Origin of the sequence: Sphingomonas sp. STIS6.2 (assembly GCF_000732685.2) — a bacterium.
GTDB classification, from domain to species: Bacteria; Pseudomonadota; Alphaproteobacteria; order Sphingomonadales; family Sphingomonadaceae; genus Sphingomonas; species Sphingomonas aerolata.
In genome coordinates, this window is the sequence record NZ_JPDP02000159.1 from 722313 (window position 1) to 736943 (window position 14631).

The following is a 14631-nucleotide window of genomic DNA, read 5'->3' on the forward strand; positions in this document are numbered from 1 at the left end:
CGCTTGGCGTCGGGTCCTTCCTAACCGGCACACGCCACAAACGACACCCCCTTGGACCGAACGATCGTCAGTCGACCGTCACGAGGCCGGCGGCAAAGGCAATCCGAAGCGCCTCGGACAGGCTCCGCACGCCGAGCTTGTCCATCAGATTGGCGCGGTAAATCTCGACGGTCCGCGGGCTCAGGCTCAGCGCATGCGCGATCACCTTGTTCGGCTGGCCGTCGATCAGTCCCATCAGTACGTCGGTCTCGCGCATCGAGAGCCGCGCGATCCGCTGACGCGCCGCCTGGGTCCGGTCCGCGGCCGCGGTTTCGGTTTCGAGCCGCGCAAAACCTTCGTCGACCGTGCGCAGCAGGATGTGCGGATCGCACGGCTTCTCCAGAAACTCGAGCGCGCCCGCCTTCATCGCCTCGACGGCGAGCTGCACGTCGCCCTGCCCGGTCAGGATGATCGGCGCGAAATGCGGTGCGAACGGCACAAGCTTTCGCAACACCTCGAGCCCGGTGGTTCCGGGCATGTGATGGTCGAGCAGCACGATACCCGGGTCGAGGCTGCTGAGCTCGTCCAGAAACGCATCCCCGGAGCGAAAGCCGCGGATCAACAGGTTCGGACGGGTCGACAGCAGCCCCTGCACCGATGCACGGACGGCGTCGTCATCGTCGACGACATAGACGGTACGCATCCAGACATCCTTTCACGGCTTATTCCAAACAGACATGCGGCACGGTGAAGCGAAAGCAGGCGCCACCGCCCGGGGCGTTGAAGCCGACCAGCTCCCCGCCATGCGCTTCGACGATCCGGCGGCAGATCGACAGGCCGAAGCCCATGCCCCCCTCCCCCTTCGATGACGTGAAGGGCGTGAACATCCGCGACAGGATCGCATCGGGCAAGCCGGGACCATTGTCGCAGATGCTGATCTCGACGAGCGCCGCTTTGTTCAACCGCGCCTCGATGAGGACGCCGCGCGCGCCGTCGGGCGATGTCGCCAACGCCTCGAACGCGTTGCGGAGCAGGTTGACGACCACCTGCTGCACCTGGATCCGATCCGCGAGCATGAAGTCGGCGTCGGGGGACAGCGCGAAGCTCAGCTCGATATCGGCATGCTGTCCGCCGGACGTCAGCAACGTGACGGCCTCACGCAGTGTCGCCTCCACGGGCTCGATCCGCATCTCGGACTCGCGCTTGGCGATGAACTCGCGAAGCCGGTGGATGATGTCGCCTGCCCGCAGGGCCTGCGCGTTCGCCGATATCAACGTGGCCTTGAGCCGGTCGCCATCCATGCCGGCGCCGCTGTCGAGGAGCAATTCGGCGGTCGTGACGAAGTTCGCGATCGCAGCGAGCGGCTGGTTGAGTTCATGCGCGAGCGCCGCAGCCATTTCGCCGACCGCGTTCAACCGGATGACCTGCATCAATTCCCGCCGGACGAGGCTCAGCCGCTCTTCCGCGGCGATCCGTTCCGAAATGTCACGGACGAACCCGGTCAGCACACGTTCGCCATCGACCAGCGCTTCGCCGACATGCAGCTCTACCGGGAAGCTGCTTCCGTCCGCGCGCCGCGCGGTGGTGAGCCGCCCATGACCAACGCCACGCCGATCGCCCGAGGCTGGATAGCGCCGTAAATATCCCTGCTGCCACGCCTCGCGCTCGCCCGGGATCAGGGTCTGCACGTTCAATCCGATCGCCTCGGCGGCGCTATAGCCGAAGATGAGTTCGGCGGCGGCGCTGAAGGAGCGGATGGCGCCGGCCTCGTCGATCACGATCATCGCATCGGGCACAGTTTCGAGGATCGACCGCAGCTGTGCCTCGCGCACGCGAAGCGCCGCCTCGCGCTCCTCGTGCCGCGTGATGTCCAGCGTGATCCCCGTGGTCCGGACCATCGCGCCTGCCTGATCATAGAAGCAGCGCGCAGAGCCTTCGAGGAAACGCTGCGTGCCGTTGGGCAGTCTCAATCGATAGGTGAAACTGATGCGCGGTGCGCGCATGCCGACGGTTTCGGCGATCGTGCGCTCGACCTCCGCCAGGTCGTCCGGGTCGATCAACGCCGCCCAGCTCGGATAATCGTGCAGGCTTCCCGCGGGCAGCCCCAGACGCTGCTCGGATCCTGCGGTCCAGGTCAGCGCCCCCGTTGCGATTTCCCATTCGAAGACCCCGATCTCGTGCGCACTGCTGGCGAGCGCGAGACGCTCCTCGCTCTTGCGCAGCGCGGCCTCGATCTCGAGCCGGGTGCTGATATCGGTCATCGACAGGACGAGGGCCGGCGCACGGGCCAGCTTCTCGACCCTGCGCGCCTGCTCGATCACGTGCACCGCACTGCCGTCGCGGCGGCGCTCGATCAGTTCACGCTCGCCATCGGCATGCGGGCAGCCCGTCGCCAAGCTGCCGTCGGCGGTGCATGACGCGAGCAGTACATGCTTCTGCCTGCCGAGCGCCTCGTGCGCACGCCACCCGTATAATTCCTCGCACCCGCGCGACCAGTGGATGATCCGGTCATCGGTATCGACCAGCGCCATCGGTGCGGCGTTCAATGCCTGGGTCAGCTCGGACAAAGCGGCGCGGTGGCGTGCTCCGCTACGTACCGTCCAGGTGACGAGCGCGCTGACCACCACGAAGTTCAACGTAACGGTCAGCAGTTCGCCCCAGACCGCAGACACGCCGGCAAGCTCAATGCTCGCCATTTCGACCAGCGGCGCGAGCACCGGTACGACCAGCAGCAGTGGCAGGACAAGCCGCAGCATGTGCCATTCGGGCGACCAGGCGGTGGGCTCGTTCAGGAAATCGCTGCGCCACGCGAGCACCGCCAACGCGAGCAGCATTGCGCCGATCGCGGCCGGCAGCGACGTCGAGGACATATGCCACCCCGTCGCATGAAGCGCCGGGACCATCGGCATCAGCAACAAGGCTATGCTCGCGGCCACCAGCGTCGCCACCGCCAGGCCAGCCGCAAGCCGTCCATAGGGTCCGGTCTTTGCCGCCGCCGCTGCGATCGCGACCGGCAGCAAGACCAGGATGCTATCGTTGACGAGCCCCGGCCCCGTCATGCTGTCCTCGAAGGCAGCACGCACATCGCTGGCAAACAGCCAGCCATCGATCCCGTGGCTATCGGCGGGCAGGACAAGCTGCACGAAGATCCGCTCCAGTCCGATCCCGACCGGCACGGCGAGCAGAATGAGTGCCTGGCGTCGATCATGCCCACGGGTCAGGATCAGCAGCGCTGCCGCCATGCAGGCAAAGGCGATGCAACCGAACGGCAACAGCGGCTCGACCAAACCGAAGGTCGTCAGCACCGGAATCCGCAGCATCCACCCGATCATCGGGACCGTCGCACACGCAAAGACAGCCGCGATGCACAACCCGGCCACAGTACGGCCCGGCTGGCTCATTGTCGAAACGGAATCGTCTTGCGTTGAAGTCTCCATGCTATCCGGCAAATATATGCCAATACTGTATTATTACCTAGCTCGTTGGCAAATATATTGACCCATAATGACAGGCATTTCCACCATTATGGTCAGCTGCGAAAATGCGTCCATCCCGCGACTTCGGAACGACGCGGCGACCTGTCTCAGGATAGGCCGACGCGCCTAAGCATCGGTAAACGTCACCAAATTTCAGTCCGCGACCTAGTGCTGCGGTCGCGTCAAACCGGCACCCTGCCCCTTTGACGACGATCAATGCCACGGTTCGCCATGACGGGCAGAGCGATGACCGGAGGAGCCGGCATGACGGACGGGCACGGCACGAAGCAGGACGGCAAGGCGCAGCGCGATCGGGCATCGCGCGACGGCGAGTCGTCCCCGGTTCCAGCGTGTCGTCACTGGCATGTCATCCGCGACGACGATCTTGTGGACCTGTTGTCCGCGCATGCCGATCTGCGCAGCCTGTGCAGCATTCTGGAGCATTGCGCAGACTGCTTGCCCGTCAGACCCTCGGCGCGCGATGCGGACTGGATCTGTGCGCGACTGGCCTTGATGACCGAACGGTGCGACGATGGCCTCGAGCCGACGCTCGACACGCTGTTCCGGCGAACCCCGTCACAGCCGCTGATCGGCGTGCTGCTCGATCATGTCGCCACGCACCGCGCGACCGACGCCGTCTATGCGCAGGATCTCATCGTCGCGCTTGATCCGCGCTCGATCGAGGCCGACCGGTTCGCGCCCGACATGCTCGGCTATATGTTGCGATGCTTCTTCGACGGCTGCCGGCGTGCCACCGACTTCACCGAGCTCGCAATCCTGACCCTGGGGCATGCCCGCCTCACGCGCGCCGCCAGGATGCGGCTGATCGACAGCCTGGCGCGTAGAACTTCACCCTGAGCGCAGCCTGCTGTCGCTCCCTGCGTCGCTATGCCGGATCTGCGCGCGCCGCGAGAGCGTTGCGGTCGACGATGGTGATGGCTCGTCCGCCGGGCAAGCCGATGACGCCGCGGGTCTTCAGCTGCGTCATCTGCCGGCTGACGGTCTCGATCGTCAGCCCCAATATGTCGGCGATCTGTCCCCGCGAAAGCGGGAGGTCGAACGTGACCGGCCCGCTGGGCGTTCCCCTGCAACCGGTCGCCGCGGCACGGGTCGCCATATCGACGAGAAACCCTGCGACCTTCTCGCTCGCCGATTTGCGCGCGAGCGTCAGCATGCGCGATCGTGCTTCGTCGAGCGCGGCAAGCGTGCGTTGCAGCAACAGCCGCTCCATCCGCGCATGATCGGTCAGGACGCGCTCGAACGACGCCCGCGGAAAGATGCACACTTCCGCGTCGGTCAGCGCCGACACGCTGAAATCGGCCTGCCCGGGATAGGGCTGCCCGACAAAGTCGGCGGGGTATAGGAGCCCGACGATCTGCTCGCGACCGTCACCGCTCGATGCGACGAGCTTGAGCACGCCCGACAGCAGGTTGGCGCACAGGATATTGTCCTCACCCGCCCAGATCAGCGTCTCGCCACGCCGCACGATCCGCCGCCGACCCAGGGTATTGAGCGCATGCAGTTCGCTGTTGGTCAGGCTGCCGCACAGCGACTGATCGCGAACTGCACAGTCGACGCAGATGGTTGCAGCAAGCATGACGGCAGATATAGCGCCCGGTCGCCGAATTGACCGCATCAATTCGGCGCCGACTGGTCAATATCGCCGGACGGGCCGGTCAGGATATCTTGCGCGACACTGTCTACGGCAGGTCCGGTACGTCGATCTCGTCATCGGCCGGCAACGAGAATTCATGCCACATGCCGTTCAGCACTCCGAAGCCCAGCGCAAGGCCGAGGCCCAATACCCAACTGAAATACCACATTATCTATCGTCCTTGCCGCACGGAATGATCAGTAGAAATCGGGATTGGTCGCGACCTCGTGCGCGGTGACGCGGCCCCACATCAGCTTGAAGGCCCATGCGGTGTAGGCGAGGACGATCGGCAGGAAGGCGACGGTGACGAACAGCATGATCCCGAGTGTCTTTTCGGACGATGACGCATTCCAGACCGTCAGGCTCGAATGCGCATCGATGCTGGACGGCAGGATGTAGGGAAACATCGACAGCCCGACGGTCGCGATGATCCCCACCGCCGATGCCGAGGATCCCGCAAATGCCGCACTTTCGATCCGTCGGCGTATCCCGATCAGCGCGACCACCGCGCCGCCGAATCCCAGCAGCGGGGCAATCATCATCCAGGGATGGAGTGCATAGTTCGCCAGCCACGCGCCCGCGGCGATTTCGCTCGTCGTGTGCAGCGGATTGGACGGCCCCGCCGGATCGATGGTCCCGACGATGCGGAACCCGATATCGGTCCAGGCGACGAACGCCCAGCCGGCGGCGAACAGGACCAGCGACAGGATCGCGGCCAATGTCCCGAACCGCGTCGCACGGTCATGGACCGGGCCATGCTCGACCTTGATCGCCAGCCACGCGCTGCCGTGCAGGACCAGCATCGCGACCGACAACAGGCCGCAGATCAGTGTGAACGGCGTGAACAGCCCGAAAAAGCTGCCGTCGAAAAACGCCCGCAGATCGCTGTCCAGCCGGAACGGCGCCCCCGACAGGACATTGCCGACCGCGACCCCGAAGACGAGCGCCGGCACGACACCCCCGACGAACAGCGCCCAGTCCCACCCGGACCGCCACCGCGGATCCGGCCGCTTCGACCGGTATTTGAACCCGACCGGTCGCAGGATCAGCGCCGCGAGCACGAGGAACATCGCGAGGTAAAAGCCCGAAAAGCTGACCGCATAGACGAACGGCCAGGCGGCAAAGATCGCGCCGCCACCCAGGATGAACCAGACCTGGTTCCCCTCCCAGGTCGGACCGACCGAGTTGATCACCATCCGGCGCTCGGAATCGGTCCGTGCGACGAACGGCAGAAGCGTGGCGACCCCGAGGTCGAACCCGTCGGTCAGCGCAAAGGCGATGAGCAACACCCCCATCAGCCCCCACCACAATATGCGCAGCGTCTCATAGTCGAACATCGGATCGTGCCTTTCGGATCAGGCGAAAAGGGGTCAGGCGGGGATCGGGTCAGCAGCAACGGGGCGCGCGGCGCCGCGCCCTGCCGATCCGGCATCGGGAACCGGATAAGCGTCCTCGTCATGCTCGAACGGCCCCTTGCGGATCGTCGCGAGGATCAGGCGGACCTCGATGACCGCGAGCGTCCCGTAGATTGCGGTGAAACCGATGATCGTCGTCCACAGCACGCCGCGCGTCAGCGAGGATGCGGCGAGGAAGGTCGGCAGCACGCCCTCGATCGCCCAGGGCTGGCGGCCGATCTCGGCGAGCATCCAGCCCAGCTCGATCGCAATCCAGGGCAAGGGGATCGCGAGCACCGCGAGTTTCAGGAACCACCGCGTCTGCGTGTGCAGGCGGAGCGACGTCAGGACGAACGCCGCACCGAACAGCGCGATCATCAGGACCCCGATCGCGGCCATGATCCGGAAGCTCCAGAACATCAGCGGCACGTTCGGCACCACGTCCCATGCCGTGGAAGCGATCAGTGCGGGGCTGGCAGTGCGCGGGTCCGCGACATGCCGCTTCAGCAACAGGGCGTAGCCGAGGTCACGCTTGTGCGCCTCGAACCGTGCGCGCTGCACGACATTGGCAGGGTCGGTCTTGAGCCGTTCGACCGCGTCATAGGCGACGACGCCCGACGTGATCCGCTCCTGCGCCTTGAGCACCAGTTCGGACATGCCGGTGACGGTACCGTCGAGGCTGCGCGTCGCGATCAGCCCGAGGACCCAGGGGATCTGAACCTCGTACCGGGTTTCACGGGCGGCGACGTCGGGTACGCCGAACAGCGTCAGACCGGCCGGCGCCGGTGCCGTGTGCCAGGCCGCCTCGATCGCGGCGAGCTTCATCTTCTGGTTGTCGGTCAGGGCATAGCCGCTCTCGTCACCCAGCACGACGACCGACAGCGACGCGGCCAGGCCAAAGGCTGCCGCCACCGTCATCGATCGCCGTGCCACGCCCTTGTAGCGGTCGGTCAGCAACCAGAAGGCGCTGATCCCGAGCACGACCACCGCCGCGCAGACATAGCCCGCGCTGACCGTGTGGACGAACTTGGCCTGCGCGATCGGGTTGAACAGGACGGCGCCGAAATCGGTCACCTCCATCCGCATCGTTTCCGGATTGAACTTTGCACCAACCGGATTCTGCATCCAGCCGTTCGCGATCAGGATCCACAGCGCGGACAGGTTGGTGCCGAGCGCCACCATGGCCGTGACGAGCAGATGCCCGAGCTTCGACAGTCGCCCCCAGCCGAAGAACATGATGCCGACGAACGTCGCTTCGAGGAAGAACGCCATCAGCCCCTCGATCGCGAGCGGCGCGCCGAATATGTCCCCGACATAATGCGAGAAATACGACCAGTTCGTGCCGAACTGGAATTCCATCGTCAGCCCGGTGGCCACCCCCAGCACGAAGTTGATCGCGAAGATCCGCCCCCAGAAGCGCGTGATCACGCGCCAGATCGGCCGGTTCGTCATGACATAGACCGATTCCATGATGACGAGCATCATCGACAGGCCCAGCGTCAGCGGCACGAAGAGAAAATGATAGAGCGCGGTGAGCGCAAACTGCAGCCGCGACAGGTCGATGACCCCGAGGTCCATGGAACGGTCTCCTCCCCGGCGAACATGCCGGTTTGGTCGGGGCGTAAGTGGCGCGGCCGACCAGAACATTGACCGCGGTCAAAGACCAGACGAACGGCAATACGCGACAAGCCTGTCCATGACGGCACTATCTTCGAGCGACCTCGCATCCTCCGACCGGACGCCCCGCGCGCGTCGCCAGTGGCTCAAGACCATCGCCCAGGGCGGTCGCCGCGGCGATGCGGCGGCGGCGTGGCTCATGCTCGACAGCGTTGCCGCAATCGGCTTTGCCGGCGGCCTGGCGGGGGCGATCGTCGCGGTTCCGGCCGGTGCCGCCGCGGTCCTGCCCTGGGCAATGCTCGTCGTCCTGTCCGGCGGCCTTCGCGGTCTCGTCGTCATGCTCGCGACGCGCACGGGCGCCCGCCAGGCCGAAGACGTCAAGGTGACGTTGCGTCGCCGGATCGTCGCGTCGGCGCTGCACCGCGACCCCGGTGCGCCGACGACCACGGGTGTCCTGATGGCCGCGGTGGTGGACGAGGTGGACGCGCTCGACGGTTATATCGCGCGTTTCCTGCCCGCGCGCAAAGCGGGCGCCGTCGCACCCTTCCTGATCCTGCTCGCGACCGCGTTGGCCAGCCCCGTCGCCGCGGGCATCCTGGTCGTGACGCTCATACCGTTCATCGTCGCGATGGCGCTTGCGGGGGGTGCGGCCGCGGACAAATCCCGGCGCCAGTTCACCGCGCTGGCTCGGCTGACCGGGCGGTTCGCGGACCGGGTGCGGGCGCTGCCGGTCGTCCTTGCGTTCGACGCCGAGGACCGCGAGGCGCGCGCGCTCGGGGTTGCAGCGGACGATCTGGCGGCGCGGACGATGGGCGTGCTGCGCGTCGCCTTCCTGTCCTCGGGCGCGCTGGAGTTCTTCGCTGCACTCTCGGTCGCGCTGGTCGCGGTCTATTGCGGGTTCAACCTGCTCCACCTCCTGCCCTTCCCGGTGCCAGAGCAGCTGGATCTCGGCCGCGCCTTCTTCGTCCTCGCGCTCGCACCCGAATTCTACGCACCGATGCGACGTCTCGCCGCCGCCTATCACGATAAGCAGGCGGCCGAGACCGCGGCGGATCGCCTGATCGCCCTCCCCGCGCCCACTCCCGTCTCTACCATGCCCGCGTCGCTGCCACCGACACCACGCGCTCTGCGCCCCGATCTGCCCGCTCTGCCCGCACTGGCGTTCAGGTCGGTCGCGATCCGCTATCCCGACACGGAACGGGACGCCGTGTCCGACCTGTCGTTCGACGTTCCGTCCGGCCGCATCGTCGTGCTGATCGGACCATCGGGCAGCGGCAAGACCAGCGCGTTGCACCTGCTGCTCGGCCTCGCGCCGCTGGTCGCGGGCGATGTCCTGATCGACGGCCATCGGCTCCCACCCGGCGGTTCGCTCGCGCCGTCCGCATCCTGGGCTGGCCAGCATCCGTTGATCATCGCCGGCACGATCCGCGAAAACCTGCGCCTCGCCTGCCCCGACGCCACCGACGATGCGATCGACCGCGCCGTGGTGCAGGCCGGTCTTCGGCCGATGCTGATGGCACGCGGCGGCGGTCGGATGGCGGCCGGTCTCGACACGCGGCTCGATGCGCGCGGCGGCGGGCTGTCCGGTGGCGAACGGCGGCGGCTTGCCCTGGCGCGTGCCATGCTCAAGCCGGCACCGATCCTGCTGCTCGACGAGCCGACGGCGCATCTCGATGCGCTGTCGGAGATCGCGCTGGTGACGACGATCGCGGCCGCCTGTCGCGGCCGGACGACGCTGATCGCGACTCATAGCGACCGCCTGGCCGGCATTGCCGATCACGTGGTCCGGCTTGGAGACCCCGCGTGACCGGTCCACTCGACAGGTTGCTCGCGCAGGAGCGACGTGCGCAGCGCGCACTTCTCACACGCGCCGCGCTGCTCGCCGCAATCGTCGCGGCAGCGTCGGTCCTGCTGCTCGGGCTGTCGGGATGGTTCATCACCGCCGCCGCGATCGCCGGTCTGGCGGGCCCGGCCGCAGCGCTCGCGTTCAACTACATGCTGCCGAGCGCGGGGATCCGGCTTCTCGCCATCCTGCGGACCGGCGCACGTTACGGCGAGCGCCTCGCCAGCCACGAGGCGGCGTTCGGCGCGCTCGCGCGGATACGCCCGGCCATCTTCCGCGCGCTCGCAGCACAGCCTGCTGGTACCGCGCTCGCCTTCGGGACGGGCGAGGCGACCGCCCGGCTGATCGGCGACGTCGATGCTATGGAGATGCAGTTCGTACGCCAGTCCGCGCCCTGGGGCGTCGTCGCCGCGCTGATCACGGGGCTCGGGCTCGTATCGCTGGGCGGCGTCGCTGTCTCGATCGCCACCGCGTGGTGCATGGCGGTGCTCCTGATCGTTGCCGACCTGCTTGCCCGTCGTAGCGCGCCGCTCGGCCAGGCGGTGCAATATGCTGCCGGGGCGCTTCGCGAGACGTTCGCGGGCCTTGCCGATGCCGCCCCCGAACTGCGATGCTTCGGGCTCGAGCCCTGGGCCGCTGCGCTGGTCGACGATCGAAGTCGTGCGCTCGCCGCCGCGCAGCGTGCGCAGGCAGAAGCCGCCGGATGGCTGGATCTGCTGCACGCGACGGCCGTCGGTATCGCCGCCGCCACCGCCGCGATCCTGTCGGCAGGATCGGGGGCGCCACGGGCTGCACTGGCGGCGCTGGCAGCGGCGATGACGATCGACGCGGGCACGCCCGTGTTGCGCGCGATGATCGAGCGGGGCCGCATGCGCGCGGCACGCGACCGGCTCGACGATATCCTGGAAACCCACGGGAGTACAGACACTTACCCGGAGGATACATATCCGCGCGCTTTGCCGAACACGACCGGTCCTAGCCGTAGCGCATTGCACTTCGTCCTGCCGGCGGGGACGTGTCACGTGCGGCGGGGCGATCGGGTCGCGCTGACCGGCCCCTCGGGGATCGGCAAGACGACGCTCGTGGAAAAGATGCTGTCGTTGCGGCCGAGCGCGCTCGGCGAGATATGGCTGGACGGAGATGATATCGGCCTGATCCCGGCAGAGATATCGCGGCGCAGCTTCGCCTGGGCACCACAGGATGCCGCGCTGCTGTCGGGGACGGTGCGCGACAATCTGATGCTGGCCAACCCGGATGCCGACGATGCGACCTTGTGGCGGGCGCTGCACGACGCGGTGCTCGACGATCGGGTTCGCGCGCTCGATCAAGGGCTCGACGCGTGGGTTGGTGAAAACGGCGCACGGCTGTCGGGCGGGGAGCGACGCCGTCTCGCGGTGGCGCGTGCCTATTGCTCGCTCGCGCCGTGGCTCGTGCTCGACGAGCCGAGCGAGGGGCTGGACGGCACGACCGAAAAGCTGCTCGCGGTCCGACTGGCGCAGCGCCTCGACACGACCGGACAGGGGCTGATCCTCGTGAGCCACCGCCCGGCGCTTGTCGCCCTCTGCCCCCGGCGTTTCGACCTGACACAGGCGGGATCGGACCAGCGTAGCGCCGCCTAGCACCGGCTCCGGACGCTGTCGCTCAGCCCGCCGCGGCCCGCGCGAGCTGCGCCCGATCGAGGATGATGACGCCGCGCCCGCCCGGCAGGGCGACGACCCCGCGGCGCTTCAGGGATGTCATCTGCCGGCTGACGGTCTCGATCGTCATCCCCAGCAGTGCGCCGACCTCCGACCGGCTCATCGGCAGGTCGAAGCGGGCCGGGTCCGGCTGACCCATCCGCCGTGCCATTTCCAGCAGGAACGTGGCGATCCGCGCGCCCGCGGCCTTGCGTCCCAGCATCAACATCCACATCCGCGCGTCGTCGAGCGCACCGAGCGCGCGGTGCAGCAACAGGCGTTCCATCGCCGGATGCGCGTCGAGCATGCGTTGCAGCGCTGCACGCGGGTACACGCAGAGCTCCGCATCGGTGATCACCCGGATCGTCTCGTTCGCGGTGTCGGCAAACAGGTCGCCGACGAAATCTCCGGCAAAGGCGAGGCCGACAATGTGTTCGCGACCCTGGGGCCCCGTGCGCATCGCCTTGAGCACGCCCGACACGACGGTGGCGCAGATTGTATTCGGATCCCCGCTCCAGACCAGCACCTGCCCTGCCGGCATCGTCCGCCGTCGGCCGATCCCGTGCAGCGCGACCAGGCCCGCGTCTTCGAGCGTCGCACATAGCGCATCGTCGCGTACGTTGCAGGCGGCACAGCGCGGCGGCAGCGTCACGACCGCCCCGCCAACCGCGCTAGACCGCATGGCTGAAGCGTGCCGACGCGGGCTGCCGGTAGGCGTCCAGGCTGCGCGCAATGACGCGCGCATAGGGAAGCGCGTCTTCGCTCAGGCGGAGCACATTCCCCTCCCAGGCGATCAGCCCGTACCGTTCGAACGGCGTCAGTCGCCTGCGGATGTCCGCCCCGTCACTCAGTGCGGTCAGGTCGGTCGTGCCCCGGGTCAGGATCGTCTCGATCGCCCGGCCGCGCAACCTGTCCTCGGGGCTGCGCCGCAGCCCGCGACAGGTTGCAAGGGTTCCGGCATCGATCCGCATGCCGTAGCGCCCCGTATTCTTCTCGGTCTGCAGGATGCGGTCGGGAAAGTCGCTGATCGCACTGGCGCCCAGACCGATCAGGATCTCCGCCGGGTCTTCGGTGAATCCCTGGAAGTTGCGGCGCAGGCCGCCGCTCGCCGCCGCCTGCGCGAGCGCATCGGCCGGTCGGGCGAAATGGTCGAACCCGACCGGGGCATAGCCGGCATCGACCAGCATGCGATGCGCCAGGGCCGCCTGCGCAAAGCGCTCCGCCGTCCCCGCCAGCCCGTCCGCGACGATGCGTCGCTGCCGCGGTACGAGGTGCGGGACGTGCGCATAGCCGAACACCGCGAGCCGGTCGGGGCCCATCGCGATGCTCTCGACGATGCTGGCGCGCAGGCTTTGCTCGGACTGTCGCGGCAGGCCATACATGAGATCGAAATTGATCGACCCGACACCGGCATCGCGCAATAGCGCGGTCGTGCGACGGATATCTTCCGACGGCTGCACACGCCCGATCGCCGCCTGGACCTGAGGGTCGAGCGTCTGGACGCCGAGGCTGACCCGCGACACCCCTGCCCGCCCGATCGCCCCCGCCCAGTCGCGGTCGAAACCACGCGGATCGACCTCGACCGATAGTATCGCATCGGTGCAGTCGAATGCCGTCCTGACGCTTTCGACGAGCCGGAGAAACGCCGCCGGCGGGATCGCGTTCGGACTGCCGCCGCCGAACGCGATCCGTCCCACGCGGATACCGCGCACCCGCTGCGCGACGAGTGCGATCTCGCGTTCGAGCCGTTCGACATAGGTGGCGAGCCGCGCGGCGCGGTTCGCCGCCCCCGTATTGCATCCGCAATACCAGCATATGTCCCGGCAATAGGGGATGTGCAGATACAGCGAAACGACCGTCCCCGGCGCGATCGCCGCCAGCGCCTCCTCCATGTCGACCGGACCGACATCGTCGCCGAATTCGGCAGCGGTCGGATAGCTGGTGTAGCGCGGCACGGGTGTCGCGAGCAGTTCGGGGTGATAGGTCCACATGCGATGATGGGTGCGATGTCCCCTTCGACTGGTCTTTGATCGGCATCAAATCCGCGTTTGGCCGTGATCAACGCCCCCGCCTCGCCGCACGCCTAGCCCGAACGCATCCCAATCAGGAGTCGGGCAATGAAGCATCTTTCCATCGGCGTAGTTCTAGCCGCCGCCGGCCTCGGCATCGCCACGCCGGCCATGGCGGAGGACCCGGCACCGCGCACCGGTATCAAGGCCGGCGACGTGCTCGTCCGCCTGCGCGCGATCCTCGTCGCCCCGAACGAACGCTCGGGCGGGATCCTCCCGACTTTCTACGGCGAACGCGTCAGCGTCGACAACAGCGCGATGCCCGAGGTCGACGTCACCTATATGGCCACCGACCAGATCGGCTTCGAACTGATCGCCGCGACGACCAAGCACAGCGCCAGCGGGCGTAGCGGGACGACCGGATCGATCGGCAAGCTGGCCTCGACCTGGGTGCTGCCGCCGACGCTGACCGCGCAATATCACCTCAACCCACGCGGCTCGATCCGTCCCTATGTCGGGGCCGGGCTGAACTACACGATGTTCTGGAACGAGGATGCCTCGGCGGGTCTCGAAAAGGCGGTCGGACGGACGCGGGTGCGTATGAAGGACAGCTTCGGCTGGGCGGCGCAGGCCGGGGTCGATGTCGACATCACGCCGAAGGTCTTTCTCAATCTCGACGTCAAATATATCGACATCGACACGAGCGCCCGCCTGCGCACGACGGCAATCGGTACGCAGACCGTGAAGATCAATCTCGATCCGCTCGTCTTCGGCGTCGGTCTCGGCCTGAGGCTCTAATCCCGCGGCCGAACTGGACCGCGGGCCATTGCGCCCGCGGTCCTAGTCGTCAAACGCCGCGACCGAGACGCGGGTGCCGCGCAGGAACGCGTCGGCGACGAGCGTGAAGGGGGTCGTGTCGACCTCGCTGCGCCCGTCGCGGACCAGGGCGGCGAAGCGCGCGTAGAGCCCGGCATATTCCGCAT

The 14631-nt window shown here is 67.4% G+C and carries 12 protein-coding genes and 1 pseudogene; 4 read left to right on the forward strand and 9 right to left on the reverse strand.

The window, feature by feature from the left end:
* Positions 1 to 67: 67 nt before the first annotated feature.
* Entirely contained in the window at positions 68 to 682 is a 615-nt protein-coding gene (locus sphst_RS18035) for a response regulator transcription factor (RefSeq protein ID WP_031394397.1), read from the reverse strand.
* A 19-nt stretch (positions 683 to 701) separates the two neighbouring features.
* Positions 702 to 3299 (reverse strand): PAS domain S-box protein, encoded by a 2598-nt coding sequence (locus sphst_RS18040; protein WP_159043702.1) that lies wholly within the window; start codon positions 3297 to 3299, stop codon positions 702 to 704.
* A 420-nt stretch (positions 3300 to 3719) separates the two neighbouring features.
* On the opposite strand from sphst_RS18040, the gene sphst_RS18045 reads away from it, so the two are divergent.
* Positions 3720 to 4313, forward strand: coding sequence for a hypothetical protein (locus sphst_RS18045; protein WP_051916410.1), 594 nt, complete (start codon positions 3720 to 3722; stop codon positions 4311 to 4313).
* Between the two features lie 28 nt (positions 4314 to 4341).
* On the opposite strand, the gene sphst_RS18050 is transcribed toward sphst_RS18045, so the two are convergent.
* From sphst_RS18050 to sphst_RS18065, 4 genes are all read right to left on the reverse strand, one after another.
* Entirely contained in the window at positions 4342 to 5052 is a 711-nt protein-coding gene (locus sphst_RS18050; protein ID WP_031394400.1) for a Crp/Fnr family transcriptional regulator, read from the reverse strand.
* Between the two features lie 103 nt (positions 5053 to 5155).
* Positions 5156 to 5278 carry a cytochrome bd-I oxidase subunit CydX gene (cydX, locus tag sphst_RS18055; RefSeq protein WP_031394401.1) on the reverse strand — a complete coding sequence of 41 codons (123 nt, stop codon included), beginning with the start codon at positions 5276 to 5278 and terminating at the stop codon, positions 5156 to 5158.
* Between the two features lie 28 nt (positions 5279 to 5306).
* A complete protein-coding gene (cydB, locus tag sphst_RS18060; protein ID WP_031394402.1) occupies positions 5307 to 6446 on the reverse strand; it encodes a cytochrome d ubiquinol oxidase subunit II in 1140 nt (379 codons plus the stop codon).
* Between the two features lie 33 nt (positions 6447 to 6479).
* Positions 6480 to 8081, reverse strand: coding sequence for a cytochrome ubiquinol oxidase subunit I (locus sphst_RS18065; protein ID WP_031394403.1), 1602 nt, complete (start codon positions 8079 to 8081; stop codon positions 6480 to 6482).
* Positions 8082 to 8199: 118 nt separating this feature from the next.
* On the opposite strand from sphst_RS18065, the gene cydD reads away from it, so the two are divergent.
* Together cydD and sphst_RS18075 are read left to right on the forward strand one after the other, a co-directional pair.
* On the forward strand, positions 8200 to 9927 hold the full coding sequence (gene cydD, locus sphst_RS18070; RefSeq protein WP_056407598.1) for a thiol reductant ABC exporter subunit CydD: 1728 nt from the start codon (positions 8200 to 8202) through the stop codon (positions 9925 to 9927).
* Positions 9924 to 11582: an amino acid ABC transporter ATP-binding/permease protein gene (locus tag sphst_RS18075; protein ID WP_056407596.1), complete on the forward strand. Its 1659-nt coding sequence runs from the start codon at positions 9924 to 9926 to the stop codon at positions 11580 to 11582. Before cydD ends, sphst_RS18075 begins: the two co-directional genes overlap by 4 nt.
* Before the next feature lie 22 nt (positions 11583 to 11604).
* Here the strand turns inward: sphst_RS18075 and sphst_RS18080 are convergent, their stop codons facing one another.
* Together sphst_RS18080 and sphst_RS18085 are read right to left on the reverse strand one after the other, a co-directional pair.
* Complete coding sequence (locus sphst_RS18080; protein WP_107045923.1) at positions 11605 to 12321, reverse strand: Crp/Fnr family transcriptional regulator; 717 nt, start codon at positions 12319 to 12321, stop codon at positions 11605 to 11607.
* Positions 12311 to 13630: a radical SAM protein gene (locus sphst_RS18085; RefSeq protein WP_031393518.1), complete on the reverse strand. Its 1320-nt coding sequence runs from the start codon at positions 13628 to 13630 to the stop codon at positions 12311 to 12313. The genes sphst_RS18080 and sphst_RS18085 overlap by 11 nt, the downstream gene beginning before the upstream one ends.
* 126 nt (positions 13631 to 13756) lie before the next feature.
* Between sphst_RS18085 and sphst_RS18090 the strand changes: the two genes are divergently transcribed.
* Complete coding sequence (locus tag sphst_RS18090) at positions 13757 to 14446, forward strand: OmpW family outer membrane protein (RefSeq protein ID WP_031393519.1); 690 nt, start codon at positions 13757 to 13759, stop codon at positions 14444 to 14446.
* A 42-nt stretch (positions 14447 to 14488) separates the two neighbouring features.
* On the opposite strand, the pseudogene sphst_RS18095 reads toward sphst_RS18090, so the two are convergent.
* Positions 14489 to 14631 (reverse strand): annotated as a pseudogene (locus sphst_RS18095) (gfo/Idh/MocA family oxidoreductase); the annotation flags it as partial.

Bases quoted from the DNA above. Each gene is read 5' to 3' on its own strand.
- sphst_RS18035 (WP_031394397.1), bottom strand. From the start codon at position 682: ATGCGTACCGTCTATGTCGTCGACGATGACGACGCCGTCCGTGCATCG.
- sphst_RS18040 (WP_159043702.1), bottom strand. From the start codon at position 3,299: ATGCTGCGGATTCCGGTGCTGACGACCTTCGGTTTGGTCGAGCCGCTG.
- sphst_RS18045 (WP_051916410.1), top strand. From the start codon at position 3,720: ATGACGGACGGGCACGGCACGAAGCAGGACGGCAAGGCGCAGCGCGAT.
- sphst_RS18050 (WP_031394400.1), bottom strand. From the start codon at position 5,052: ATGCTTGCTGCAACCATCTGCGTCGACTGTGCAGTTCGCGATCAGTCG.
- cydX (WP_031394401.1), bottom strand. From the start codon at position 5,278: ATGTGGTATTTCAGTTGGGTATTGGGCCTCGGCCTTGCGCTGGGCTTC.
- cydB (WP_031394402.1), bottom strand. From the start codon at position 6,446: ATGTTCGACTATGAGACGCTGCGCATATTGTGGTGGGGGCTGATGGGG.
- sphst_RS18065 (WP_031394403.1), bottom strand. From the start codon at position 8,081: ATGGACCTCGGGGTCATCGACCTGTCGCGGCTGCAGTTTGCGCTCACC.
- cydD (WP_056407598.1), top strand. From the start codon at position 8,200: ATGACGGCACTATCTTCGAGCGACCTCGCATCCTCCGACCGGACGCCC.
- sphst_RS18080 (WP_107045923.1), bottom strand. From the start codon at position 12,321: ATGCGGTCTAGCGCGGTTGGCGGGGCGGTCGTGACGCTGCCGCCGCGC.
- sphst_RS18085 (WP_031393518.1), bottom strand. From the start codon at position 13,630: ATGTGGACCTATCACCCCGAACTGCTCGCGACACCCGTGCCGCGCTAC.
- sphst_RS18090 (WP_031393519.1), top strand. From the start codon at position 13,757: ATGAAGCATCTTTCCATCGGCGTAGTTCTAGCCGCCGCCGGCCTCGGC.